The following is a 24,252-nucleotide window of genomic DNA, read 5'->3' as shown; positions in this document are numbered from 1 at the left end:
GCTGGCACCACTGCGTTGGCGTGGGGTCAATGGCTGTAACGGCCCCTGATCCCTTGCCAAGGACAATCGCCATGCCCGATGCGCTGCCCTCCGACCTGCACTACGTCGATGACACCCTGCCCGGAATCACCCGCAGAAAGCTGCGCGGTAAATTCTGCTACTTCGATCCGGCGGGTCAACGTATCACCGACCCGGAGGAAGTCCGGCGCATCAATGCCCTCGCCGTGCCACCGGCCTACACCGACGTGTGGATCTGCACCGATCCGCGCGGTCATTTGCAGGCCACCGGCCGCGACGCCCGCGGCCGCAAACAGTATCGCTATCACCCGCGCTGGCGCGAAGTGCGCGACACCGACAAATACTCGCGCTTGAGAGATTTCGGCCAGGCCCTGCCGAAACTGCGCAAGCAACTGGAAGCGTTGCTGGCCGCGCCAGGCTTCAGCCGCGACAAGGTCATGGCCACCGTCATCACCTTGCTGGATGCCACGCTGATCCGTGTCGGCAACACACAATACGCACGGGACAACCGTTCCTACGGCCTGACCACCTTGCGTAGCCGGCATGTGGAGGTCAATGGCAGTGCGATCCAGTTCCAGTTCCGCGGCAAAAGCGGCGTGGAACACCAAATCACCGTGAAAGACCGGCGTCTGGCGCGGATCATCAAGCGCTGTCAGGAGATCCCCGGGCAAAACCTCTTTCAATACCTCGATGAAAACGGCGAGCGTCACACCATCACTTCGGCCGACGTCAACGCTTACCTGCAAACCTTGACCGGCGCCGACTTCACCGCCAAGGACTACCGCACCTGGGCCGGCAGCGTGCTGGCGCTGGCGGTATTGCGCAAGTTGCAGTGGCAGCCGGAATCCGAAGCCAAGCGCCATATGGTGGAGATGGTAAAAAACGTCGCCAAACAGCTAGGCAACACCCCGGCGGTCTGTCGCAAGTGCTACATCCATCCCGGTGTGCTCGACGGTTTTTTACTGGGCGCGTTGGCACAACTACCCAAACCGAGAACTCGCAAGGGCTTGCGCGCCGAAGAAGTCGCGCTGGCGATGCTGTTGGAGCAACTGGCTTCTGAACCGACGAATTGACCTGCCTATTTTTTGCACGATTACAAATGACTTCTATAGTTGATCTGTACATGAATCAGCTGCGGTGAAGCCATGGAAGACATATTCGTCGTAAAGCGCTGCAACAAGATCATCATTCATGGCCGTCGGGCCGGAGAAACCGACCACCAGCCGCCTGACGCTGCCGTCTGGTACCGCATCAAAGACACCCGCACCAATGGCTTCATCGGTGACGGCTACGATCTTGAAGAGGACGCGCGGCGTTATTGCCGACAGCTGAACGCAAAATCACAAGTCACGGCGCGGCAGGGCTGATGAGCCTTGACGGGCCTTTAACGGGTCTATACTGAAGAGAGCTGAAGGACCGGCGCCCATCGGTAGAAAGCTCGCTCCCAGCGGGCTTTTTACTGCCCTGCCAGGTGTCTTCAACGGAGGTGTTTCCCATGTCCGAAAAAGAGTCCATCACCACCCTGCTCACCCTGCTTGATACCCGCCAGGTTCGCTTGGCCGCCGCGTGCAAGGAAATTGCCGATTGGGTCGACCATCAAGGTGGCCATCCGACTGCCCTGAGAATCCGCGATCGTCTGAACGACATCGAAAAGGACACGCCGCTGATCCGTAACACCTTGTCGTCGCTCAAACCTGTTGAGCCACCGCTGCCACGGTTCAGATGATTTGATCCGGACACTTGATGCAAGACACAGCCTGATGCGGGACACGTGATCGGCGACAACTCCGTCACCGCGCATGTGCCTGCCTGACTTTTTCGTGCTACTCCCCACCCAGCCACGCGCTGGGATTTTTTTGCCCGCGGGCAAACAGCGAACGTCAGTGTTTATGTGAGGTCCAACGAATACACGTCGCCAAGGAGACGTTCGATGGTTACTCACTTCAAAATCAGCGGTCATCTGGCCTGCGGTCACAAAGGCAGCAACCTCACCTCAACCCGAGAACTCAATCGGGTGAAATGCAGGAGCTGCCGCAACACCGAAGCGTTCAAGGAAGCACGTAAAACCGAGCGCAACGCAGCACGACGCGCCGCGCGCAAGGCCAAAGCCATTCACACGGTCAACGACTGGCGCCAGGCCTGGACAGAACGACTCACCGCCATGGCCGGCCAGCAACGGCTTCCCCGAGGCTTCACTGGCCAACCTTTCGTTTGATTCATCGGTTTGGCGGTTAGGTCGATTGATTCGATTAGCCGCCAAACACCAGCAAACAGATGGAACGCAGAAGCCGATTGCATTTCGAATCCTGTAGAACCCCTGCACCAAGGGGCTATCGGAGAGGAAATTCGCATGAACAGTCGACTCTTGCTGTTGATCGTCAGCTTGTGCCCTGCCGTGACACTCGCCCAGGGCTGTGACGTCATCACCCGATCCCAGAGCCCTTCCGTCCCGGTTATCGAATCCCACACCTGCTATGAATATGAAAACATGCCGGTCGACGCCATCGATTGGTCATGCAGCAACGAGAGCAAGGAAATGCTCAGCAGCACCAAGAAAAAAGTCGCCCAGTGCGGGGATCAATACAAAGCCACGTGCCTCGGCACGCTGACCGCAGAGTCGCTGGCCAACCCGCAATCGACCAGCAAAGACAAGAACAGCAACCCACCCAACATTCCCGCCAACGCGCAGGTGTCGACGTATTACTACAACGCCGAAAACCTCGCGCAGTCGAAAATCGATTGCGAGACCGGCGGTGGCAGCTGGAAAGCCAAATAGCAGGATCCGTCCGACGCGCTGCATTGGCGGCATCAGGCTTCCTCGTCTAGGGTCTCTTTCGTATCAATTGCAACGCCGACATGGGCGGGAGCCCGATCCAGGAGGAAGCGATGTCATCCATTCGTAGTGCCGAACACACCTATCGCCAGTGGTCCAGCCCGATCCTGCTTGAGCTCAAGGAGCGGGAGCATCAACTGGCCCCCACGGATCGCCAGGCGCTGCAAAACATTTTGCTGGAAAGACGCCTGATAAACAGCGGCAACCCCGCAGGTGAAGATCGCCGCAAGCCGAGCTCCATGGGGAGTGCCAAACATCCGTGATGTAAATACAAATAAGGGCTTGCATGAATAAAGTCATGCAAGCCATTGATAATTAACAAACATTTGATAGCAACATCACAGGCGAGCAATTTCCAGTGTCGCGCGCAGCCCCAAAGGGCTACGGTTTTCCAGTTTGACCTGCCCACCCAGGCGAGCTGCAATGGCCTGCACGATGGTCAGTCCCAATCCTGCCCCTTGGTCATTCCCGCGGCTATAGAAACGCTCGAAAAGCCGATCGCGGTCCTGCTCATTGATACCTGGCCCTTCGTCTTCGACGGACAGTTCATAGCCGTTTTCCGTCGCCTGCAGGCTCACGGTGATCAGTCCATTGGGCGGAGAGAAATTCGCCGCATTGGTGACAAGGTTGTTCAGCGCAATATCGATGGCCGTAGGGTCGACCCTCACAAGGCCGATGTCGTCAGTGGCGTCGAAAATCAATTCCAGCTCCTTGCTCAACAACCAGGGCGTCAACTGAACCAGGCTGGCACGAACGGTGGCTGCCAGATCAATAGGGGCCGGCGGTTGTGCACTTGCTTGAGGTTCGATACGAGCCATCGTGAGTAATTGATTCACCAGCCGACTGGTCCGGTCCACGCCGGCAATCAAGTGTTCAAGCGACGCACGACGCTCACCTTCACTGCCCGCTTCCATCAGATTTTGCGCATGCACCCTGAGCACAGCGAGGGGTGTACGCATTTCGTGGGCTGCATCCGCGATAAACCGTCGCTCACGTCCCATGACTTCCTGAATCTGGGCGAGCATTCGGTTAAGGGCCGCCTGCATCGGCTCCAGCTCAGTGGGCAGCGGCGTTAATTGCAGAGGTTCAAGTGAGCCGGGCGGCCTCGCCCGGAGTGTCGCCGCCATGTTGACCAGCGGTTTCAATCCCCAGCCGATGGCCAGCCAGATCATGGCGGCCAGGATCAAACTCCCCAGGATATTGGGCCACAACGTGTGGCGTACGATTCGATCAACTAAATCCGACCGGACGTCATCTCGCTCGCCCACCCAGATGCGCAAGTTGTTCTGTTTATCTTCGAGCAGGAAAGCGCGCCAATGGCGATTGTTCAGGTCACTGACATCGCTGAAACCTGGCGTTCGCGGCAGCGCTTTGAATGAGGGAGCGCTCGCCGTGTGTACCAGCACCTGACCGTTGAGATTCCAGACCTGAAAGGCAATCTTCGTTTCATAGGGATGACCGTCGATCCTCGGTTCCGCCTCGCTCAGGGCCTGATTGAAGGCCTGATACAGATCGGCGTGTTCCTTGCTGGCCATGGGCATGCGCATGACGCCTTGTAACAATCGAGCATTCTGCGCCAGCTGAGCATCGTAGACTTCAGCAATTTCATGGTTACTGTCGTGCAGGTTCAGTACGCTGATGAGCGTCAAACCGGCGAGCATCAAGCCGATAATCAACGTCAGCGTGCGACGCCTGATCGAGGTCATCGACGTTCCTCCACCAGGTATCCGATTCCTCGGATGGTGCGGATCAGGTCAGCCGAGAACTTCTTTCGCAGATGATGGATGTGCACCTCGAGGGTGTTGCTTTCTGCTTCTTCGCTCCAGCCGTACAGCAGCTGCATCAGGTGATCACGAGTCATGACCCGTCCGGGTGGCGAAAGCAATTCATGGAGCAACTGATATTCCTTGGGGGTCAGCGCGACCGGTTCGCCCTTGTAGCTGACTTGCTGGGTGCCAGGGTTGAGACTGATACCAGCGTGTTCGATCAACGATTGCGCGCGACCGGCACTGCGCCGAAGAAGAGCACGGATACGGGCTTTGAGTTCCGCCAACTCGAATGGCTTGATCAGATAATCATCGGCGCCGGCATCCAGCCCCGCGATGCGGTCTTCGGTGGCGTCACGCGCAGTCAGTATCAGCACGGGCAGCCTGGAGCCGCTATCACGCAGGCGCCTGAGCACTTCGAGCCCATCCATGCGGGGCAGCCCCAGATCGAGTACCGCCAGATCGAATGTTTCGCTGAGCAGCGAGTGCAAAGCACTGCTGCCGTCCTGCAACCAGTCGACGGTGTAACCTTCGCGACTGAGGGCCTGATGAATGCCCTCCCCCAGCGCCCCGTCATCTTCTATCAGTAATAAACGCACAGGGACTCCTGTCAGCCGAGTTTCTTGTTCACGTCCACCAACAGCATTTCGATCTCTTTGCGGCGCCCGGCATCAGCGGTTTCTCGCCCGGGGCGCGGCGCGGCCATCAGGGCTTTCTGCAGTGCCGCTTTAGCTTCACTGTATCGCTTTTGACGGTAGAGGTGATCGCCCCAGAAGTACAGGCTGTCGATGCCATTCGGATTGAGTTGCAAAGCTGTTTTGAGCAACTGTTCGGCCTTGTCCGAGTCGCCGAAACCGATGGGCCAGCCGGGTACCCGGTCGTAAAGCGCGCCGAGGCTGGTATAGGCCGAGCCTTGCAGCGCCTTTGGGTCCAGAGCCAAGGCTTTCTCCAGATCGACTTTCGCGTCCTTGACCTTGCTCAACGCTCCCAAGCCTCCCTGGGCGCCCGCCCAGCTGCTGGTGACGATGCCCGACCAGATCCAGGCTTCAGCCACCGTCTGGCGTTCCTGTGTGAAGCTTGAAGCTTGGGCGGCGAGCTTTTCGAACGCTGCGGTTCGTTGACTTTCCGGCAACTCGTACTGGATGTGCGCCCAGCTTTGTTGAATGCCGCTGAGGCGTTGCTGGTCGGCGGCATCCAGTGCCCAGGCACTCTGGCTCAATGCGCCGAACATCAGGCAGGCGATGATCTTGTTCATGGTTTGAGATGCTCCTGATCGGGTTTCTGACTCAAGCGACGTATCAATGGCAATTGCTTGCGCAGGCCACGGTCCACCAAATGCGGTAACAGGCTGTTGAGGCGTACAAAAAAACGTTCGGGCCACCCCAGGTACAAGTCGCGTCGGTCACCGGCTATGGCGTGGATCACTGCGGCTGCCACGGTTTGCGGATCGTCGACATTGCTCTTGAGCGCATCGTTCAGCGCTTGGGCTGCCGGGCTGTTCATGCTGGTACGGGTAGCACGCGGGGCGACGTAGAGCACGCTGACCCGGGTGTCCGCCAGCTCCCGACGCAGCGCTTCGGAGAACCCGCGCAAGGCAAACTTTGTCGCGCAGTAAGTGGCGTAGCCAGGGTAGCCAATGGAGCCGTAGGTTGAACCGACGTTCACCACCATCGCTGAGTCGGCCTGTTTAAGCAGCGGTAATAGCAACCTTGTCAGGCAGATCGGCGCACTGATGTTCACCGCCAGCATCGCGTTGATCTCACTGTCTTCGAGCTGTTCCAGCATGGCAAAGTGATTGACCCCGGCCGCGTTGATCACCAGGTTGATGCCGCCAATGCTTTCTGCCTCTGCCAATACATCTCGTCGGTCTGACTGGGACGTCAGGTCTGCACCGATCCAGAACAGGTTACGAGGATAACGCTCAAGCAATGGCAACAACGGCTCCCGATGTCGAGCGACCGCCAATACCCGGGCACCACTGGCGCACAGCGCCGTGGCGATGGCCAGGCCGATACCGCCGCTGGCACCCGTCAATACGACGCGAGCTTCAGTCAGGCGCATGCGGGTTCTCCCCGTCACGCGGCAAGCCACGGAACATATCGGTGTAGAGCGAGTACACCACTTTGGACGCGTGAATCACGGCAGCCTGGTCGGCCGGGTCTTCCAGTTTGTTCATCAATTGGCGGTAAGTCTGCATGTGCTCTATATCCAGCGACCCGTGTGAACTGAGGTAGCTGAAGGCGCTTTCCGGCAGATCCAGACGCTCGCGAATACTGTCGGCGGCATGGGTGGCCAGGGCGATGCTGGTGCCTTCGAGTACGTTGACCATACCGAACAGTCCCACCGGGTTGTCCCTGGCGATCTGGTCGTAAAGGAAGCTGACCATCAACTCAATCGGCAAGGATGGGCGTCCGTCCGTTACGGCGGCCCTGTCGCCCCCGCAAACTTCTATGTCATTGAGTATCCACTGCTCGTGACCATACTCGTCCTCGATATATTCGCAGACTGCTTTGCGCAACCACTCCAGGCGCAATGGCAAGCGCGCGCCGCACGCCATCATCAATGGCACGGTATGGCGCACATGGTAATAAGCCTGCGTCAGAAAGGCCCGGTAACTTGCCAGGCTGACCCTGCCCTCAAGCGCATCACGAATGATTGGCAGGTTGAACAATTCCATGCGCTCGTGTTGCGTGGCTTCTTGCAGCGTGTCAAAAAAACTCATAGTGCGGATTCCTCGGAAAAGACAGATTCGGTCAATGCATCCCGGTAGCGTTCGACGATGGCATCACGGCGAGGCCGGCCATTGGCGGTGAGCAAACCGTTGTCAGGCGTAAAAGGTTGAGTGAGCCGGGTCCATCGCCCGACCTGCGCGTACTCGGGCAGCGCCGTGTTGGCCTGGGCCACGGCAGCGGCCAGTTGCTCGTCGGTACAGTCCGGATGATGCGGCCAGAGCAGCGCGTGGTTGTGAGGCATGGCTTCGCCATAGACGAACGCCTGAGCGACGGGGCCGCGCTGGGTCAATTCGGCTTCAACCCACTCGGGGTTGACGTTGCGCCCGAAACTGGTCACGAACTGATGCTTCTTGCGGCCCTTGAGGTAGAGAAAGCCTTCGGCATCGAACTCGCCGAGATCGCCACTGGGCCACCACTCGGCGCTGCGCGGAGCTTCTCCCTGATAGCCCAGCAAGGCTGAGCCCTTGATCAGTACTTCGCCGTCGTTTGCCAGTTGAACCTGAACATGGGGCAGCGGCTTTCCAACGCTACCCGGACGCCGCGCGCCCGGGCGATTAAGGCACACCACCGAGGCGCACTCCGACAGTCCATAACCCTCATAAACCGGCAATCCCGCGCGCTGGGCACGCTGCAGCAAATCTTCAGAAACCCGCGCGCCGCCGACGGCAGCGAAACGCAGGTGCTGCGGATTGAACGCTTTCTGTTCGGCCGCGCTGACCAGCATCAACAGCAACTGCGGCACCAGAATCAGGCTCTGAGGCGCCCGGCTGGCAAGGCATGCCAACCACTTCGCCACATCCACGCTGCTGGCACCCCGGATGCCCAGGGCTTTCTGTCCGGGCAGACTCAAGGTCGCACCGGCGTACAACGCGGCATAACAGCCGATGTTTTCCAGCAAGATGGCCAGCGGCAGCAGGGCCAAGTGATGCTGCGGATCGGTGGGTTTGCTCGCCAGATCCAGCTCGCGGGTGACTTGCAAAATAGTCTCGGCACTCAAGCACACACCTTTCGGGGTGCCGGTAGTCCCCGAGGTGAATGTGAGTTTGGCCGTTCCTTCAGGCATGCCGTTGGAACCACTAAAGGTGCGACACCAGAACTCGCCACTCTCTTGATACCCGGCTGCTTGTAATTCATCGCGCAGCCACGGCTCGGCGATCACGCGTTCGGCGTGGCTTTGCTCCAGGCAATGCCGGCGTTGCGCCGGACTGAAAAAAGGCGGCAAGGTGACACAGACGAGGCCTTCGAACAGTGCGGCCAAATCCCACAGCATCGCCTCGACGCCATTTTCCAGTGCCAGTGCGATCACCTTGACCTGCTCATCGCGCAGGCGCTCCTGGCGATAGCTGACCTCGGCATAGAGCGTGGCGTAGTCCAGTTTCAGCTGATCGCCCCACAATGCGGTGACGCTACCCTTTCGCTCAGCGTGGCTGCGCAGGGTCAGATGGAAACGCTGCATTTCAGGCGACATGGGAAGCGCCCTCAATAGAGGTCGGCAAGCCCAGGCGACTGAACAAACCGTTGTTGCGCAAATGAATGAATCCGGCGCGAATATTGCCAACATGAACCCAAGGCTTGCTTTCGTAGTAGCTGCCCCAGGTGTGGCGCTCCTCGCCGAGTCGCGCCGGATCGGCGGCGCACAGGGTCACTGGCTTCAATCCCAGGCGATGAAAGCTGTTCACCAACCCGAGACTTCCCGTAAAGGCCACCCATTCCAGCCCGCCCATGGCCAGTAGATAAGTCATCACGATAATGCTCAACCGTGCGCTTCCGGTGTCGCTGGCCGCCAGATTGCCGACTTCGACGACGGATGTGCGAGCGACGGATTGTCCTGCAGCAGCACTGATCAGCGGTTCAATCGACTCATCCAGGTACCCCTCCAGAAACAGTGGGCCGTCGCTCGCCAGCCGTACGCCGACTACCGCGGACAACGTGCCGCTCATATCGCTCATGCCAAACAGTTCCGGCATGAAATGGCGAATATCGGCACCGTGGGCCTTACGAAAACGTTGCTGGATAAAGGATTCCAACGTGGACCGAAGCGTGTCCTCCGGCAACGCTCTGACGAATTGCATTTGCGGCGCTTCGGCTTGGCCGAAATGCAACGGCAACTGAATATTCCAGTTGAAATCGGACATTGCAAAATACCTCCCCGTGACAATTGGGGTGAAGTATCAAAGGCAATTCTTAACGAAGTCTGAAGGTGAGGAAAATTTGACGCGAGCCATCTTCAGGTTGGCTTGATGCTCGGCGGGGATGGTGATTCGCGACGCATCACCTATTGCACGGAACAGACTATTTATCGGCGTGTTTAGGGGATGACGGAAAGGTGGCGAAAAGAGCTTTGATTTTCGCGAAAAAAAAGGGCTTGCATGAGGTATGTCATGCAAGCCCTTGATATTCATGGTGCCCGAAGCCGGAATCGAACCGGCACGCCCTTACGAGCGGGGGATTTTAAGTCCCATGCGTCTACCAGTTTCGCCATTCGGGCGGTAGCGCGGTGAATCAGAGGGTGGAAATATATACATCCCTTCCCGGTGAAGCAAGGACACATTGGTATTTTTCGAGACTAATTCTTGCTGGCGCGAAAAATAAAAAAGCTTCGTAAATCATGGATCTACAGAGCTTCTCTACAGTGGTCACCGAAGTCGCAATCGGCGCAACGCACCAGGTTTAAACGCTGCCCAATAAAAAACCCCGGAGATCATCGATCTACGGGGTTGTTTATGAGTGGAGGCCGAGGTCGGAATCGAACCGGCGTAGGCGGATTTGCAATCCGCTGCATAACCATTTTGCTACTCGGCCTCAAAACATTTGCTGTCAGTAGCGCGACATCAAATGCGTACAAACTTGGAGCGGGAAACGAGACTCGAACTCGCGACCCCGACCTTGGCAAGGTCGTGCTCTACCAACTGAGCTATTCCCGCGTCTTGGTGTGGCGCATTCTATAGAATCCAGAAGCCCCGTCAACCCCTTGATTCAAAAAAGTTTTATTTCTTTTCAACGTCGGTCTTCAGATGCGGCCAGGCAGCCCGCAGGTACTGGACCATGGACCACAAAGTCAGACCGGCAGAGACCATCAACAGGGTGTAACCCAGCAGTACCCAGAAACTGAAGTTGGACGGATTGGCCAGCAGAATCACCAGCGCGAGCATTTGCGCGGCGGTTTTCCATTTACCCAGGTTCGATACGGCCACGTGGGCACGGGCGCCGAGTTCTGCCATCCACTCGCGCAGGGCCGAGACAACGATCTCGCGGCCGATGATGACCGCAGCCGGCAGCGTGAGCCAAAGATTGCCATGCTCTTGCACCAGCAGCACCAGGGCAACGGCAACCATCAGCTTGTCTGCAACAGGATCCAGGAAGGCACCGAATGGCGTGCTTTGCTCCAGACGGCGGGCCAGATACCCGTCCAGCCAGTCTGTGGCGGCGGCAAATGCGAAGACCGACGCGGACGCCAGGTAGCTCCAATGGTACGGCAGATAAAACAGCAAAATGAAGATCGGTATGAGCAGGACGCGTAAAACGGTAATCAGATTAGGGATATTCATCGGCACAACTGGCTACGAGGTGAGGGGGCATTCTACTCGCTGTGCAGATTTGCATAAATCAACTCTGCGAGCTTTTTACTGATCCCGGGAGCTTTGGCGATCTCTTCGATGCTGGCACGAGACAGCTCCTGCAATCCACCAAAATGTTTCAATAAATCGCGACGGCGTGTCGGCCCTACCCCGGCAACGCCTTCGAGCGTAGACGTTCGGCGGGTTTTGCCACGTCGGGCGCGGTGTCCGGTAATGGCGAAGCGGTGAGCTTCGTCACGAATTTGCTGGATCAAATGCAAGGCGGGCGAATCACCGCGCAAGGTAAATTCGTGGGCGGCGTCGTTCAGGTAGAGCGTTTCGAACCCGGCCTTGCGCGTTGCACCCTTGGCGACACCCAGCAGGATCAGATCAGGCACCGCCAGTTCATTGAGCACGTCCCGCGCCATGGACAACTGCCCTTTGCCGCCGTCCACCAGCAGAATGTCCGGCAGCTTGCCCTCCCCGTCCTTCAACTTGCTGAAGCGCCGGGTGAGCGCCTGATGCATCGCTGCGTAATCATCGCCGGCGGTAACGCCTTCAATGTTGTAGCGACGGTAGTCCGCCTTGATCGGACCTTCAGGACCAAACACCACACACGACGCCACCGTTGCTTCGCCACTGGAGTGGCTGATGTCGTAGCACTCGAGACGCTGCGGCGGTTCGTCCAGCTTCAGCACCTCTGCCAGCGCATCGAAACGCGCCGTAATGTGCTGACGGTTTGCAAGGCGTGCGCCGAGGGCCTGCTCGGCGTTGGTCACCGCCAGTTGCTGCCAGCGTGCTCGGGTGCCTCGTACCCGGTGACTGATGGTCAGCTCACGACCGCGCAGTTCTTCGATGGCCGCAATCAGTGTCGGGAAGTCTTCATGAACCACGTTGACGATCAATTCGCTCGGCAAGTCGCGCTCAGGACTGCTGATGAAGTACTGGCCAAGAAACGCCGCCATGACCTCGGACACGTCCTCTTCTATACCGACCTGCGGGAAGAAGTTCTTGCTCCCCAACACCCGTCCGCCACGTACGCTGATCAAGTGGACGCAGGCCCCGCCCGGATTGACGAAAGCCGCGATCACGTCGACATCACCGGTTCCGCCTTCCATGCTCTGCTGGTCCTGAACCCGGCGCAGCAGCGAGATCTGGTCGCGCAACTCGGCGGCGCGCTCGAACTCGAGATTGATGGCCGCCTCTTCCATGCCGGCAGACAACTCATCGGCCAGCGCATTACTGCGGCCTTCGAGGAACATCACCGAGTGCCGCACATCTTCGGCATACACCTCGGGCTCCACCAAGCCGACACAAGGCGCCTTGCAGCGCTTGATCTGATATTGCAGGCAAGGACGCGTGCGATTCTTGTAGTAGCTGTCTTCGCACTGCCGAACGAAAAACGCCTTCTGCAACAGGCTGAGGCTTTCGCGGATGGCCCCTGCGCTGGGGTACGGACCGAAATACTTGCCCTTGGCCTTTTTGGCGCCGCGATGGATGCTCAGGCGCGGAAACTGGCCGTCCGAGAGGAAAACGTAAGGGTAGGATTTGTCGTCACGCAGCAGGATGTTATACGGCGGGCGCCATTCCTTGATCAGCGTTTGTTCAAGCAACAGGGCTTCGGTTTCGTTGGCGGTGATGGTCGTTTCGACTTGTGCGATACGCGCCACCAGCGCTGCGGTTTTCGGCGCCAGGCCGGTTTTGCGGAAGTAGCTCGACAGGCGACTTTTGAGGTTTTTCGCCTTGCCGACGTAGAGCAGGCGCGCATCGCTGTCGAACATGCGATAAACACCCGGACGCCCGCTGACGGTTGACAAGAAGGCGCCTGGATCAAAGGAATCGGTCATTTTTTTTCAGAGACTGGCATCGACCATGCCGTGACGTACCGCCAACAGCGTCAACTCGACATCACTGCTGATCGAAAGCTTTTCGAAGATGCGGTAACGATAGGTATTAACGGTTTTCGGCGACAGGCACAACTTGTCGGAAATGATTTGTACTTTCTGGCACCCGACGATCATCAGGGCGATCTGGATTTCCCGTTCGGACAAGGCATCGAACGGCGAATCATTGGTCGGCTGGAAAGACTTGATCGCCAGCTGCTGGGCAATTTGCGGGCTGATGTAGCGTTGACCGGCAAAGACCAGGCGGATGGCCTGGACCATCTCCGGCAAACCGGCGCCCTTGGTCAGATAGCCTGCCGCACCTGCTTGCAACAGCCGTGTAGGAAACGGGTCTTCCTCGCATACGGTGACTGCGACGACTTTGATGTCCGGGTGGCTGCGCAACAGTTTGCGAGTGGCTTCAAGACCACCGATGCCTGGCATTTTGACATCCATCAACACCACATCGGGCTTGAGCTCACGCGCCTTGAGCAGGGATTCCTCACCTGATTCAGCCTGGCCGACCACTTGCAGGCCATCGATGTCAGCCAGCATTCGTGTAATGCCTGTACGAACGAGATCATGGTCATCGACTACTAGCACCCTAATCAAGCAGACACCTCGCGATATGGTCTTATTGGGTTGCCGACACCTTAGCAAAAAGCGACTGGCAGACCTAGCGGAAAGCAGCATATAAAAAGTATCAATTCATCTTGAAAGGCTTGTGGCATGCGTGTTTCAGCGATACGAGACCTTGACGTCACGCTGCATCATCAGGAAACACTCGTCCACACCCACCACCTGTAGTCCCTTTCTTTCATACATCGCCCGCGCGGGGTTATTTTCAAACACGGTCAACCGCAATGCAGGACGTCGCTCTGCGATGGCAAGAGCAAAAACCTGATCGATCACCCAGGAGCCCGCCCCCTGTCCCCGAAACGCTTCGACAATCTGTAATTCGCGAATGTACAAGGCCCTGGCGTCACGACTCAGGCTGACATAGCCGAGCCGCACGTCGTCGCTCACGATCAAGCGGTTGTCTCGCCCCGCCCAAGCCGCATCGAACGCTTCGTCCTGCCACAACAGATCGTGCTGAATGTAGTAGCGCAGCATATTGCTGCAGGTCAGGTTTCGCGCGAATTGAAGATCATGATCGGTCGCTGCTTGCCATTCGAACTTCATCGAGCCACCGCGACGGCATCGGCTGAACGGTTCAGGTCGTCAGTAGGTTGGCGTGCAGTCTGGATCATGGCGTCTTGTTCGTCCGGTTGATGCTGTTGTTTTGAAGGAGCGTGAAGTGTGTCACAACCTTCGGACCGCTCAATCGATAGAAAGCGCCATCGATGAGCAATAGCATTTTCTGATTGAATCCTCGCACCGGCCTCTAGTAAGCTCGGCGCATCCATCGGAGACAGACCATGTTCAACGCCCTCTCACAGCTTTCATCCTCCAGCGCCCTGCGCTCGGATGCGGCTGCCCGGGTGAACGACGTTTGCGCTCCGGTCAGCTTTTATTTTGGGTATTGGTTTAGCCACTGGCGCGCCTGATACCCACACGGCGCCCACTTTAAACGGGTCGCCACCAGAGAATTCTCAACCCCCGGTCGGCCTCCCGACCGGGGGTTTTGTTTTTCTGCACTGAAGCAAATAGCCCCAAACACGTTTAGCGACACTCCAGACAATTCGAGGATTCACGACATGAACTACGCCACCTATTACCGTTACGACACTTTTACCGCCTGGCGATTTACCACCCTCCGCTCGGGACAGCCTGCCGCCTCCGATCGGTCACCTACAGGTGGCAAGCACACACACGCAGCCAATCCGGCCAATTGTCGAACACCCCACTAGGGCCGAGCGCGCGGGAACGAACCCGCCGCCAGCCCAGGAAGCCTGAACATGAACTCGTCCGTCTCTGCTCTGCCACTGTCCACCCTGAGCCCTGCCAATGAAGCGCTGACCCTGCGTCTGCCCAGCTCATTGCAACTCAAACAGCAACTGCCACTCACCAACGCCCAGACCCAGCAAGTCGCTGCCCACCGCCAGGCAGTCCGCGCGATCCTCAATGGTGAAGACTCTCGCCTGCTGGTCATTGTTGGCCCTTGCTCGATTCACGACCCACAATCTGCGCTCGAATACGCCGGCAATCTCGCCCGACTGGCCGCCGAGGTCAGTGACGACATGCTGCTGGTCATGCGCGCCTATGTCGAAAAACCCCGCACCACCGTCGGCTGGAAAGGCCTCGCCTACGATCCGCACCTCGATGGCAGCGACGACATGGCCGCCGGCCTGACCCTGTCCCGCGAACTGATGCGCGAAATGCTCCAGCTGGGGTTACCGGTGGCAACCGAACTGCTGCAACCCATGGCGGCCGGCTACTTCGACGACCTGCTCAGTTGGGTCGCCATCGGCGCCCGCACCACGGAGTCGCAAATCCACCGGGAGATGGCCAGTGGCTTGAGCATGCCGGTCGGTTTCAAGAACGGCACCGATGGTGGTGTAGCCGTGGCCAGTGACGCCATGCGCTCGGCCGCCCACCCGCATCGCCACTTCGGTGTCGACAGCCAGGGGCATCCGGCAATCATCCAGACCCCGGGCAACGCCGATACCCACCTGGTACTGCGTGGTGGTCATCAGGGTCCGAACTACGACCGCGTCAGCGTTGCCAAGGTGCACAACGACTTGACCAAGCTGAAGATCCCCGCGCGGATCATGGTCGATTGCAGCCACGCCAACAGTGGCAAAGATCCGTTGCGTCAGCCGGCGGTGTTCAATGACGTGCTTGAACAACGCCTGCAGGGTGATCGTTCGCTGATCGGCATGATGATCGAAAGCCATTTGTTCGAGGGTTGCCAGCCGCTGAGTACGTCGTTGAAATATGGCGTGTCGGTTACCGATGGTTGCCTGGGGTGGAGCGGGACGGAAGCATTGTTGCGTCACGCTTCTGATCGCCTCCGTGCACAGCGATTCCCCCGGTAATTTTTCCCATCGTCCACCAACCAGTCCTCGCGCTGCGACGGGTTGGTGGCCAGCAGTTTCAGGACCGCACCTGCACCAACACCACCTCTGACTCCTGACTGACATCGTCAAGACGCTCAACCGAGTAGGCGACCCGAATCGTCGTGTCACTATGCTCCCGCCAAAACCTGTAGGGAACGACAAACACCAGTGGCTCGCCGGCCATTTCCCTTGTTATCTCGCGGTCATCGCGATGATTGAAATAGTCGCCATCGCACTTCAGATACACCAGCTCGCCCTCTTCAGCCCGAGCGCCGTTGATCACGACGGTTATGCCATCCATCGCATCCTGCAGATCCAGCCAGCCCTCATCAGCCTCCAGAATCAACGGTGGCAACAGGGGCTCGCGCGACAACGGCCCGATCAGCAATTGCACCAGCTCAGAGTATCGAGGGGCCTGATCCGCTTGCTGGACGCAGTAACTGAGGGTGACGGTTGACCCAAGGTTGGGGGCGATACAGTCCGGATTGATCCAGAAGGACAGTTCACTGCCCACGGCAAACGCCTCTATTTTCAGCGTGTCGTCGAAGCTCGCTTGCGAAGAAACACCCGCCCACGCCAACAGGATCTGGTCCCCTTCGGCCATCCGCGCGTAAGGCCTGATCGTGACAAGCGAACCTTCGGGTACGCGGTCCGGGTCGATCGTCCCGCCCACTGCATCAGCGGCAATGGCCGGCAGCAAATCCGCACTCACGTCGCCAACGCTCAACTGCAACCGCGCTGAATGCACCGGAACCGCCCGCAGGACACTTTGCAGTGTGTAGAACACCTCCAGCGAACCACCATCGAGGGCGGCAATGTGAGTGGCCGGCACTACAAATACAGTGTCGAGGCCGACCTGCTCTTCGCTGACGAAGCGAGTCACTTGATGCTGGTAGAAGAGGCCTTCGACGTCCAGCCCCTGCCAGTGCAACAGCAGTTTGTCGCCACAGGCCATACCCGGATAGGGACTGACCCTGATGACGGCCCTTCTTTCCGAGGGGTCCAGGACTGCGTTCTCCGCCGGTTCCAGCAGCGGTGGCGGTAACGGTTGCTGGGCAATGCTTGCTTCATGAGTGGTCATTAAATGGCTCCGGTCCTTGGAATCAGTGCTGCCTTGAGGGTCAGGCAACGAACGAAACCTATTGAACCCGATGCCCGCCATTTTCGATGCCGGAGATCCTCTTTGCAGGGAGAGGAAAAAGGACACGCGTGAAGTAGGTCGTTGTTCACGCAAGCTCAGGACTCGCTAAAAGGATGTCTGGATCTTCCGATCAAGGCTTCGTACATGTCCGAACTTTCTTACGGCTTCTATTACGGTTTCATCAACTTACAGCGGTTTTTTCATACATCGCTCGCCCGTCCGAGTGCTTTAGAGTGAGGCGCATCGCACCTCCTCAACCCCCTGAAAAAGGTAAATTCCATGCAACGGAATGCAAACACCCAGTATCCAGTTCTGCTCGTCCATGGACTGTTCGGCTTTGACCGGATCGGTACGTTCGAGCTCTTCCACGACGTAAAACAGGCCCTTAGAAACGCTGGAGTGCGGGTTTTCGTGCCGCATTTATCGGCCACCCACAGCAACGAGGCACGGGGCGAGCAATTGCTGGCGCAGATTCAACGGGTGCTGGACGGCACAGGCGCGGGCAAAGTCAACCTGATCGGACACAGTCAGGGCGCACTCGCTGCCCGTTACGCGGCGGCGGTTGCTCCACAGTCGGTTGCTTCGGTGACCTCAGTCAGCGGACCGAACCACGGCTCGGAGCTGGCAGATTTTCTGTGCAAGGCCCTTGAACCGGGACGCCTGCCAGAACAGATCGCGGAAACGGTCGCGACCTTGTTCGCAGACTTCCTGTCGTTGCTCAGCGGTCACCATCGCCTGCCGCAGAACGCCGTCGCCGCGTTGAATGCCCTGACCACCGCAGGTGTGGGCGAATTCAATGACAAATACCCTCAAGGTTTGCCAAAAACCTGGGGCGGCAAGGGCCGGGAGCTGGTCAATGGCGTGCGTTACTACTCCTGGAGCGGCATCCTGCCGGACAATGTCCTGGATGAAGGAATCAATGCCCTGGATCCTGTTCACGTTTTCCTCCGGGCGCTTTCGCGATACTTCATTACAGAAGCCGAGCAAAACGACGGCATGGTGGGCCGCTACAGCTCGCACCTGGGCACGGTCATCCGGTCCGACTATCCACTGGATCATCTGACGGTCATCAGTCCATCAGCCGGCATGATCAGCAAAACCATCGACCCGATTGACCTCTACGTACAGCACGCCGTCCGCCTGAAAAAGGCTGGTCTGTAAAGAGTGCTGGCGCTCCAGGCCGCATGCAGCGGAACTTTGAGAAGAAATCGCTCACTGAATCCGGTAGGCTCACCACTTTACCGAATATTGAAAGGAGTATTTCCCATGGCTAAAGCCACTGCCCGCCACATCCTTGTTGCCAGCGAAGACAAGTGCAACGAACTCAAAGCCCAAATCGAGGCTGGCGCAGATTTCGCCGAAGTCGCCAAGTCTAACTCCACCTGCCCTTCCAGCCGTCAGGGCGGTGACCTGGGTTCGTTCGGTCCTGGCCAGATGGTCAAGGAATTCGACACCGTAGTCTTCAGCGCACCGATCAATGTCGTGCAAGGCCCGGTCAAGACCCAGTTCGGTTATCACTTGCTGGAAGTGACCAGCCGTCAGGACTGATCGACGCCTGATGCCCGTACGCGACGGCCCGCCTTTTGGTGGGCCGTCGTGTTTCAGATACGTAATAGGCTGGCGAGGGACGCGCCGCTAGCGTACAAATTGTCGTTAACGACCACCCGGCTCTAAGGCTGACAATGCGACTGGCTTTCCCAACTTTGTTATTCACTGCCGTGGCCCTGCTGATGGGCGCCGCGGGTGTGAACGCCGCACCGCAACATGCGTTGACCGTCTACGGCGAACAGGCCAAGTACCCTGCCGGTTTCAGTCACTTTGCCTACACCAACCCGCAAGCGCCCAAAGGCGGGACGATGCGTCGCTCGGCAATCGAGATCGGGCATTTCGACCATGTCTTGCCGTACATCGACAAGGGCATTGGCGTCTCGCAGATTGACGGCCTGCTGTACTCGCCGTTGGCCCAGCGCTCGCTCGACGAGCCTTACACGGTGTATGGCCTGGTGGCGCAGAAGATGGAGCGCTCCGATGACGGGCTGTCGCTGCGTTTCTATCTCAACCCCAAGGCGCGTTTTGCCGATGGCAAGCCGATCACCGCCGAGGACGTGCGCTACACCTTCGACTTATTGATGACCCAGGGCAGCCTGCGTTATCGCACGCAATTCGCCGACGTCAAAGGCGTCGAAGTGGAGTCGCCACTGTCTGTGCGCTTCGACTTCAAGAACAACGAAAACCGCACCTTGCCACTGGATATCGCCACCTTGCCGGTGTTCCCCGAGCACTGGTGGAAAACCCGCGACTTCGCCGGTGGCGGCGGGTATGAGCCGCCGCTGGGCAGCGGCCCCTATAAAGTAGGCAAGGTCGACTCCGGGCGCAGTATCACCTTCGAGCGCAACGCCGACTGGTGGGGCAAGGACTTACCGGTCAGCCGGGGCCTGTACAACTTCGATCACTTCAGCATCGAATACTTCGGCGATACCGACGTTGCCCGTCAGGTGTTGCGCGGCGGTGCCTATGACTACAACCGCGAGTTTTCCGCCACCGGTTACTCCATCGGTTACGACAGCCCGGCCCTGAGCGATGGTCGACTGCAAAAGGCCCACCTCGCCATCGAAGCGCCGCAACCGTCCCAGGGCTTTGTGTTCAATCTGCAAAAGCCGATATTCCAGGACCGCCGGGTGCGTCAGGCGCTGGTGATGCTGTGGGATTTCGAATGGAGCAATCGGCAGATGATGCGCAACATGTACATCCGCCAGCAGAGCTTTTTCTCCAACACCGACCTCGCCGCCCGACAGCTGCCGGACGCTGGCGAACTGGCAATTCTCGAGCCGTTGCGCGGGCAGATCCCGGATGAAGTGTTCACCCAGGTGTTCCAGGCACCGAAAACCGATGGCAGCGGCATTATTCGCGACAAACAGTTGCAAGCCCTGGCGTTGCTCGAACAGGCCGGCTGGACGCCCAAAGGCGATCAACTGGTCAACGCCGACGGCGAGCCGCTCAGCTTTACGTTCCTGGTCAGCCAGAACGGGATGGATCGTTTGCTGCTGCCCTACAAGCGCACCCTCAAGCAAATCGGCATCGACCTGAACATCCGGCGCATTGACTCCTCGCAGTACGTCAACCGCCTGATGAGCCGTGACTACGACATGATCGTCACGGGCTACCCGGTCACTACTTCCCCGGGCGGCGAGCTGTTCAACTACTTCGGTTCGGCCGCGGCCACCGATTCCGGCTCCAACAACTACATGGTGTTGAAGAACCCGGCGGTAGATACGCTGCTCACCGGGTTGGTCCGCGCAAATACCCAGGCCGAGATGCTGCGTTATGCCCATGCGCTGGACCGGGTGCTGCAATGGAACTACTACTGGATTCCCAACTACTACCCGCCAGGAACGTCCACCGTATGGTGGAACCGCTTCGGCATACCGAACGTGCAGGCCAGCAATGACGAAGCCATCGAAAGTTGGTGGGAAGTGAGCAGCACGCCGCTGACCAATCAGGAAATGACCGCCGAGCTCATCCGCCGTGGCAGACCCGGAGGGCCGCATTGATGTGGGGCTATATTCTGCGGCGTTTGCTGCTGATCATTCCGACGCTGGTGATCATTCTTCTGGTCAACTTCGTTATCGTCCAGGCCGCGCCAGGCGGGCCGGTAGAACAGGCGATCGCGCACTTGCAAGGCATTGGCGGCGCCAGTGTCGGCGGCGGTTCGAGCGAGACCATGACCAGCTCCCGGGCTAGCCGCGGCCTCGATCCGCAACTGATCAAGGACATCGAAAAACAGTACGGTTTCGACAAGCCCGCGCACGAGCGCCTGTGGCTGATGCTGACCAGTTACGCTCAACTGGATTTCGGTAAAAGCTTTTTCCGTGGCGCCACGGTCACCGACCTGATCCTGCAGAAAATGCCGGTGACCATCTCCCTGGGCCTCTGGGCAACGCTGATCACTTATCTGGTATCGATCCCGCTGGGCATCCGCAAGGCTGTGCACCACGGCAGTCATTTCGATATCTGGAGCAGCACGGCGATCATCATCGGCTACGCGATGCCGGCGTTCCTCTTTGCCATGTTCCTGATCGTGGTGTTTGCCGGGGGCACTTCGCTGAACTGGTTCCCGGTACGCGGGCTGGTGTCGGACAACTTCGAATCGCTGTCGACCGTGGGCAAAATCGCCGACTATTTCTGGCACCTGGTGTTGCCGGTGACCGCGTTGGTGATCGGCGGCTTCGCGACCCTGACCATCCTGACCAAAAATTCGTTCCTCAATGAAATCACCCGTCAGTACGTGGTCACCGCACGCGCCAAAGGCCTGAGCGAACGCCGGGTGCTGTATGGACACGTGTTTCGCAATGCCATGTTGCTGGTGGTATCCGGGATTCCCCAGGCCTTCATCAGCGTATTTTTTGCCGGTTCACTGCTGATCGAAGTCATCTTCTCTCTCGACGGTCTGGGCCGCATGAGCTACGAAGCGGCAGTGTCGCGGGACTATCCCGTGGTGTTCGGCTCGCTATTCATCTTCACCCTGTTCGGCCTGCTGATAAAACTGGTTGGCGACCTGTGCTACACCCTGGTCGATCCGCGTATCGACTTCGCCGCGAGGAACGCCTGATGTTCAAGCTTTCGCCGTTAGGCCGACGTCGTTTCGAACGCTTCAAGAAAAACCGCCGTGGCTGGTGGTCGCTGTGGTTGTTTATCGGCTTGTTCATGCTGACCCTGGGGGGCGAACTCATCGCCAACGACAAACCGCTGGTGGTCAGTTATCAGGGCTCGTTGTACTTCCCTGCCTTCAAGCGCTACACCGAGCAGGAATTTGGCGGACAGCTGCCGTTCCAGGCTGACTATCGCAGCGACTACGTGCAGAAACTGATCAAGAAAGACGGCGGCTGGCTGTTGTTCCCGCCGATTCCCTTCAGTGATGACACACCCAACTATGACCTGAACAAACCCGCCCCGAGTCCGCCGTCGGAGGTCAACTGGCTGGGCACCGACGACCAGGCCCGGGACGTCCTCGCCCGGGTGATTTTCGGTGCGCGGGTGTCGATTCTGTTTGCCTTGATGCTGACCTTCGTCAGCGCGCTGATCGGCATCGCCGCCGGTGCCCTGCAAGGTTATTACGGTGGCTGGGTGGATTTGCTTGGCCAACGGTTGCTGGAAGTCTGGTCCGGTCTGCCGGTGCTGTACTTGCTGATTATTCTGTCGGGGTTTGTCGAGCCGAATTTCTGGTGGCTGCTGGGGATCATGGCGCTGTTTTCCTGGCTGGCGCTGGTAGACGTGGTGCGCGCCGAGTTTCTGCGCGGGCGCAACCTGGAATACGTCAAGGCTGCCCGGGCACTGGGCCTGAGCGATCGCAAGGTGATCGTGCGGCACATTCTGCCCAACGCCATGAACGCGACCTTGAGCTATCTGCCGTTTATCCTTACCGGCGCCATCTCGACTCTCACGGCGCTGGATTTCCTCGGCTTCGGCATGCCGGCCGGCAGTGCGTCCCTGGGCGAGTTGATCGGTCAAGGCAAGCAGAACCTGCAGGCACCCTGGCTTGGGCTGACGGCGTTTTTTACTCTGGCGCTGATTCTTTCTTTACTCGTGTTCATTGGCGAAGCCTTGCGCGACGCCTTTGATCCGAGGTCGTGAGGCGGACTGTTGATATGACCAATCTGATCGAAATCCGTGACCTCAGCGTGGCTTTCAACGGCCAGACCGTAGTGCGCAACCTGTGCCTGGACATCCACCCGGGCGAATGCCTGGCGCTGGTGGGCGAGTCGGGCTCGGGCAAATCGGTGACCGCCCACTCGATCCTGCAATTGCTGCCCGAATGCGGCACTGAAACCACCGGCAGCATCCGTTATCGAGGCCAGGAACTGGTGGGCGCGGACACCAGGAAATTGCGCGAATTGCGCGGCAACCGGATTGCGATGATTTTCCAGGAGCCGATGACCTCCCTCAATCCGCTGCACAGCATCGAAAAGCAGATTGGCGAAACCCTGCTCGTGCACAAAGGCTTGGCCGGCAAAGCCGCACAGGCGCGGATTCTGGAATTGCTGCATCTGGTGGGCATCCAGAAACCCCAGGAACGGCTCAAGGCCTATCCCCATCAGCTGTCCGGCGGTCAGCGTCAGCGGGTGATGATCGCCATGGCCCTGGCCTGCGAACCGGATTTGTTGATCGCCGACGAACCCACCACCGCCCTCGACGTCACCGTACAGCGCAAGATTCTGTTGCTGCTCAAATCATTGCAGCGGCGACTTGGCATGTCGCTGCTGCTGATCAGCCACGACCTCAATCTGGTGCGCAGCATTGCCCAGCGCGTGTGTGTGATGAAGGCCGGCGAGATTGTCGAGCAAGCCACCTGCGAGACCATCTTTACCGAACCAAAACACCCTTACAGTTGCGTGCTGCTCAATGCCGAGCCCGAGGGTCAAGCCCTGCCCCGGGAAGAACGCGAGAACGTCCTGGAAGTGGACGACCTGCGCGTGCAGTTTGCCGTGGGTGGCGGTCTGTTTCGGCGCAAGACTTACTTCAAGGCTGTCGATGGCATCAGCCTGAATATCCAGCGGGGCAAAACCTTGGGGATCGTCGGCGAATCAGGTTCCGGCAAGTCCACGCTTGGCCAGGCAATCCTGCGCCTGCTCGACTCCGAAGGCAGCATCCGTTTCCAGGGTGAAGCGCTGGACGGCTTGTCGCAGAAGCAGCTACGGCCGTGGCGCAAGAAAATGCAGGTGGTGTTCCAGGACCCCTACGGCAGCCTCAGCCCGCGGATGTCCGTGGCGCAGATCATCAGCGAAGGTCTGGAAGTTCATCGTCAGTTGAACCCTGAGGAATGCAACGCCGAGGTGATCCGGGCGCTGCAAGAAGTCGGCCTCGATCCACAAAGCCGTCATCGCTACCCCCACGAGTTTTCCGGTGGCCAACGCCAGCGCATCGCGATTGCCCGGGCACTGGTGTTGAAGCCGGCGCTGATTTTGTTGGACGAGCCGACCTCGGCGCTGGACCGCACCGTGCAAAAACAGGTCGTCGCCCTGCTCCGTCAGCTTCAGGAAAAGCATGGCCTGACCTATCTGTTTATCAGCCATGACCTGGCGGTGGTCCGCGCCCTGGCGCACGACATGATCGTGGTCAAGGATGGCAAGGTGGTGGAAAGCGGTGCCAGCCATGATGTATTCGATGCGCCGCAGCACCCCTACACCAAGGAGCTGTTGGCGGCAGCGCATGTAGGGCAGGCATAATCCGGCCAGACCGCGTCGCGACCTTCGCGAGCAGGCTCGCTCCCACAGGTTTTGTGTGATTCCTGCTCGCGATGAGGTCGGTACTGGCAACCTAAATTCA

26 protein-coding genes and 3 tRNA genes are annotated in these 24,252 nt (G+C 58.7%); 14 read left to right on the top strand and 15 right to left on the bottom strand.

Annotated elements, in window-relative coordinates:
- The first annotated feature begins 53 nt into the window (after positions 1-53).
- From KHO07_RS13055 to KHO07_RS13030, 6 genes are all read left to right on the top strand, one after another.
- The gene (locus tag KHO07_RS13055) at positions 54-1,091 is read left to right on the top strand and encodes a DNA topoisomerase IB (protein ID WP_212627624.1); all 1,038 of its coding nucleotides are present in this window, start codon (positions 54-56) and stop codon (positions 1,089-1,091) included.
- Positions 1,092-1,163: 72 nt separating this feature from the next.
- On the top strand, positions 1,164-1,385 hold the full coding sequence (locus KHO07_RS13050; RefSeq protein WP_075944701.1) for a hypothetical protein: 222 nt from the start codon (positions 1,164-1,166) through the stop codon (positions 1,383-1,385).
- 128 nt (positions 1,386-1,513) lie between these two features.
- A complete protein-coding gene (locus KHO07_RS13045; RefSeq protein WP_150733137.1) occupies positions 1,514-1,744 on the top strand; it encodes a hypothetical protein in 231 nt (76 codons plus the stop codon).
- A gap of 204 nt (positions 1,745-1,948) precedes the next feature.
- Entirely contained in the window at positions 1,949-2,233 is a 285-nt protein-coding gene (locus tag KHO07_RS13040) for a hypothetical protein (RefSeq protein ID WP_150733138.1), read from the top strand.
- A 135-nt stretch (positions 2,234-2,368) separates the two neighbouring features.
- Positions 2,369-2,794 (top strand): hypothetical protein, encoded by a 426-nt coding sequence (locus KHO07_RS13035; protein WP_212627430.1) that lies wholly within the window; start codon positions 2,369-2,371, stop codon positions 2,792-2,794.
- Between the two features lie 110 nt (positions 2,795-2,904).
- Positions 2,905-3,114, top strand: a complete 210-nt coding sequence (locus KHO07_RS13030; RefSeq protein ID WP_150733139.1) for a hypothetical protein — start codon at positions 2,905-2,907, stop codon at positions 3,112-3,114.
- A gap of 75 nt (positions 3,115-3,189) precedes the next feature.
- Here the strand turns inward: KHO07_RS13030 and KHO07_RS13025 are convergent, their stop codons facing one another.
- The 14 genes from KHO07_RS13025 to KHO07_RS12960 form a co-directional block, all read right to left on the bottom strand.
- Entirely contained in the window at positions 3,190-4,557 is a 1,368-nt protein-coding gene (locus tag KHO07_RS13025) for an ATP-binding protein (protein WP_212627429.1), read from the bottom strand.
- The gene (locus KHO07_RS13020; protein ID WP_212627428.1) at positions 4,554-5,216 is read right to left on the bottom strand and encodes a response regulator; all 663 of its coding nucleotides are present in this window, start codon (positions 5,214-5,216) and stop codon (positions 4,554-4,556) included. The genes KHO07_RS13025 and KHO07_RS13020 overlap by 4 nt, the downstream gene beginning before the upstream one ends.
- Before the next feature lie 11 nt (positions 5,217-5,227).
- Positions 5,228-5,872, bottom strand: a complete 645-nt coding sequence (locus KHO07_RS13015; protein ID WP_150733142.1) for a tetratricopeptide repeat protein — start codon at positions 5,870-5,872, stop codon at positions 5,228-5,230.
- The gene (locus KHO07_RS13010) at positions 5,869-6,678 is read right to left on the bottom strand and encodes an SDR family oxidoreductase (RefSeq protein WP_150733143.1); all 810 of its coding nucleotides are present in this window, start codon (positions 6,676-6,678) and stop codon (positions 5,869-5,871) included. Before KHO07_RS13010 ends, KHO07_RS13015 begins: the two co-directional genes overlap by 4 nt.
- Entirely contained in the window at positions 6,665-7,339 is a 675-nt protein-coding gene (locus tag KHO07_RS13005) for an iron-containing redox enzyme family protein (RefSeq protein ID WP_212627427.1), read from the bottom strand. Before KHO07_RS13005 ends, KHO07_RS13010 begins: the two co-directional genes overlap by 14 nt.
- On the bottom strand, positions 7,336-8,817 hold the full coding sequence (locus KHO07_RS13000; RefSeq protein WP_212627426.1) for an AMP-binding protein: 1,482 nt from the start codon (positions 8,815-8,817) through the stop codon (positions 7,336-7,338). Before KHO07_RS13000 ends, KHO07_RS13005 begins: the two co-directional genes overlap by 4 nt.
- Positions 8,807-9,484, bottom strand: coding sequence for a thermostable hemolysin (locus KHO07_RS12995; protein ID WP_212627425.1), 678 nt, complete (start codon positions 9,482-9,484; stop codon positions 8,807-8,809). The genes KHO07_RS13000 and KHO07_RS12995 overlap by 11 nt, the downstream gene beginning before the upstream one ends.
- A 266-nt stretch (positions 9,485-9,750) precedes the next feature.
- Positions 9,751-9,837: transfer RNA gene (locus KHO07_RS12990), tRNA-Leu, on the bottom strand.
- A 240-nt stretch (positions 9,838-10,077) separates the two neighbouring features.
- Positions 10,078-10,151 (bottom strand) — tRNA-Cys (locus tag KHO07_RS12985).
- 46 nt (positions 10,152-10,197) lie between these two features.
- A tRNA-Gly gene (locus tag KHO07_RS12980) sits at positions 10,198-10,273 on the bottom strand.
- Positions 10,274-10,336: 63 nt separating this feature from the next.
- Positions 10,337-10,897, bottom strand: coding sequence for a CDP-diacylglycerol--glycerol-3-phosphate 3-phosphatidyltransferase (gene pgsA / locus KHO07_RS12975; RefSeq protein ID WP_075944714.1), 561 nt, complete (start codon positions 10,895-10,897; stop codon positions 10,337-10,339).
- A gap of 32 nt (positions 10,898-10,929) precedes the next feature.
- Positions 10,930-12,753 carry an excinuclease ABC subunit UvrC gene (gene uvrC / locus KHO07_RS12970; protein ID WP_150734259.1) on the bottom strand — a complete coding sequence of 608 codons (1,824 nt, stop codon included), beginning with the start codon at positions 12,751-12,753 and terminating at the stop codon, positions 10,930-10,932.
- Positions 12,754-12,759: 6 nt separating this feature from the next.
- Complete coding sequence (gene uvrY / locus KHO07_RS12965) at positions 12,760-13,401, bottom strand: UvrY/SirA/GacA family response regulator transcription factor (RefSeq protein ID WP_008015884.1); 642 nt, start codon at positions 13,399-13,401, stop codon at positions 12,760-12,762.
- Between the two features lie 126 nt (positions 13,402-13,527).
- A complete protein-coding gene (locus KHO07_RS12960) occupies positions 13,528-13,971 on the bottom strand; it encodes a GNAT family N-acetyltransferase (RefSeq protein ID WP_212627424.1) in 444 nt (147 codons plus the stop codon).
- Between the two features lie 236 nt (positions 13,972-14,207).
- Here KHO07_RS12960 and KHO07_RS29385 point away from each other — a divergent pair, with 236 nt between their 5' ends.
- Positions 14,208-14,336 carry a hypothetical protein gene (locus KHO07_RS29385; protein ID WP_263597126.1) on the top strand — a complete coding sequence of 43 codons (129 nt, stop codon included), beginning with the start codon at positions 14,208-14,210 and terminating at the stop codon, positions 14,334-14,336.
- Between the two features lie 351 nt (positions 14,337-14,687).
- Positions 14,688-15,767: a 3-deoxy-7-phosphoheptulonate synthase gene (locus KHO07_RS12955; protein ID WP_150734261.1), complete on the top strand. Its 1,080-nt coding sequence runs from the start codon at positions 14,688-14,690 to the stop codon at positions 15,765-15,767.
- A 58-nt stretch (positions 15,768-15,825) separates the two neighbouring features.
- On the opposite strand, the gene KHO07_RS12950 is transcribed toward KHO07_RS12955, so the two are convergent.
- Positions 15,826-16,869, bottom strand: coding sequence for a hypothetical protein (locus KHO07_RS12950; protein WP_212627423.1), 1,044 nt, complete (start codon positions 16,867-16,869; stop codon positions 15,826-15,828).
- 339 nt (positions 16,870-17,208) lie between these two features.
- On the opposite strand from KHO07_RS12950, the gene KHO07_RS12945 reads away from it, so the two are divergent.
- The 6 genes from KHO07_RS12945 to KHO07_RS12920 all read left to right on the top strand — a co-directional run bounded on the left by KHO07_RS12945 (position 17,209) and on the right by KHO07_RS12920 (position 24,152).
- Entirely contained in the window at positions 17,209-18,090 is an 882-nt protein-coding gene (locus KHO07_RS12945) for a triacylglycerol lipase (RefSeq protein ID WP_212627422.1), read from the top strand.
- 105 nt (positions 18,091-18,195) lie between these two features.
- Complete coding sequence (locus KHO07_RS12940) at positions 18,196-18,477, top strand: peptidylprolyl isomerase (RefSeq protein WP_212627421.1); 282 nt, start codon at positions 18,196-18,198, stop codon at positions 18,475-18,477.
- 134 nt (positions 18,478-18,611) lie between these two features.
- Positions 18,612-20,480 (top strand): extracellular solute-binding protein, encoded by a 1,869-nt coding sequence (locus KHO07_RS12935; protein ID WP_212627420.1) that lies wholly within the window; start codon positions 18,612-18,614, stop codon positions 20,478-20,480.
- Positions 20,480-21,538, top strand: a complete 1,059-nt coding sequence (locus KHO07_RS12930) for a microcin C ABC transporter permease YejB (RefSeq protein WP_150734265.1) — start codon at positions 20,480-20,482, stop codon at positions 21,536-21,538. Before KHO07_RS12935 ends, KHO07_RS12930 begins: the two co-directional genes overlap by 1 nt.
- A complete protein-coding gene (locus KHO07_RS12925; RefSeq protein ID WP_212627419.1) occupies positions 21,538-22,560 on the top strand; it encodes an ABC transporter permease in 1,023 nt (340 codons plus the stop codon). Before KHO07_RS12930 ends, KHO07_RS12925 begins: the two co-directional genes overlap by 1 nt.
- Before the next feature lie 14 nt (positions 22,561-22,574).
- Entirely contained in the window at positions 22,575-24,152 is a 1,578-nt protein-coding gene (locus tag KHO07_RS12920; RefSeq protein WP_212627418.1) for an ABC transporter ATP-binding protein, read from the top strand.
- Positions 24,153-24,252: the final 100 nt, after the last annotated feature.

Source organism: Pseudomonas sp. PP3, assembly GCF_905336995.1.
Lineage (GTDB): Bacteria > Pseudomonadota > Gammaproteobacteria > Pseudomonadales > Pseudomonadaceae > Aquipseudomonas > Aquipseudomonas reinekei.
The sequence above is the reverse complement of the archived record's forward strand: the minus strand, read 5'-3'. Positions and strand labels throughout refer to the sequence as shown.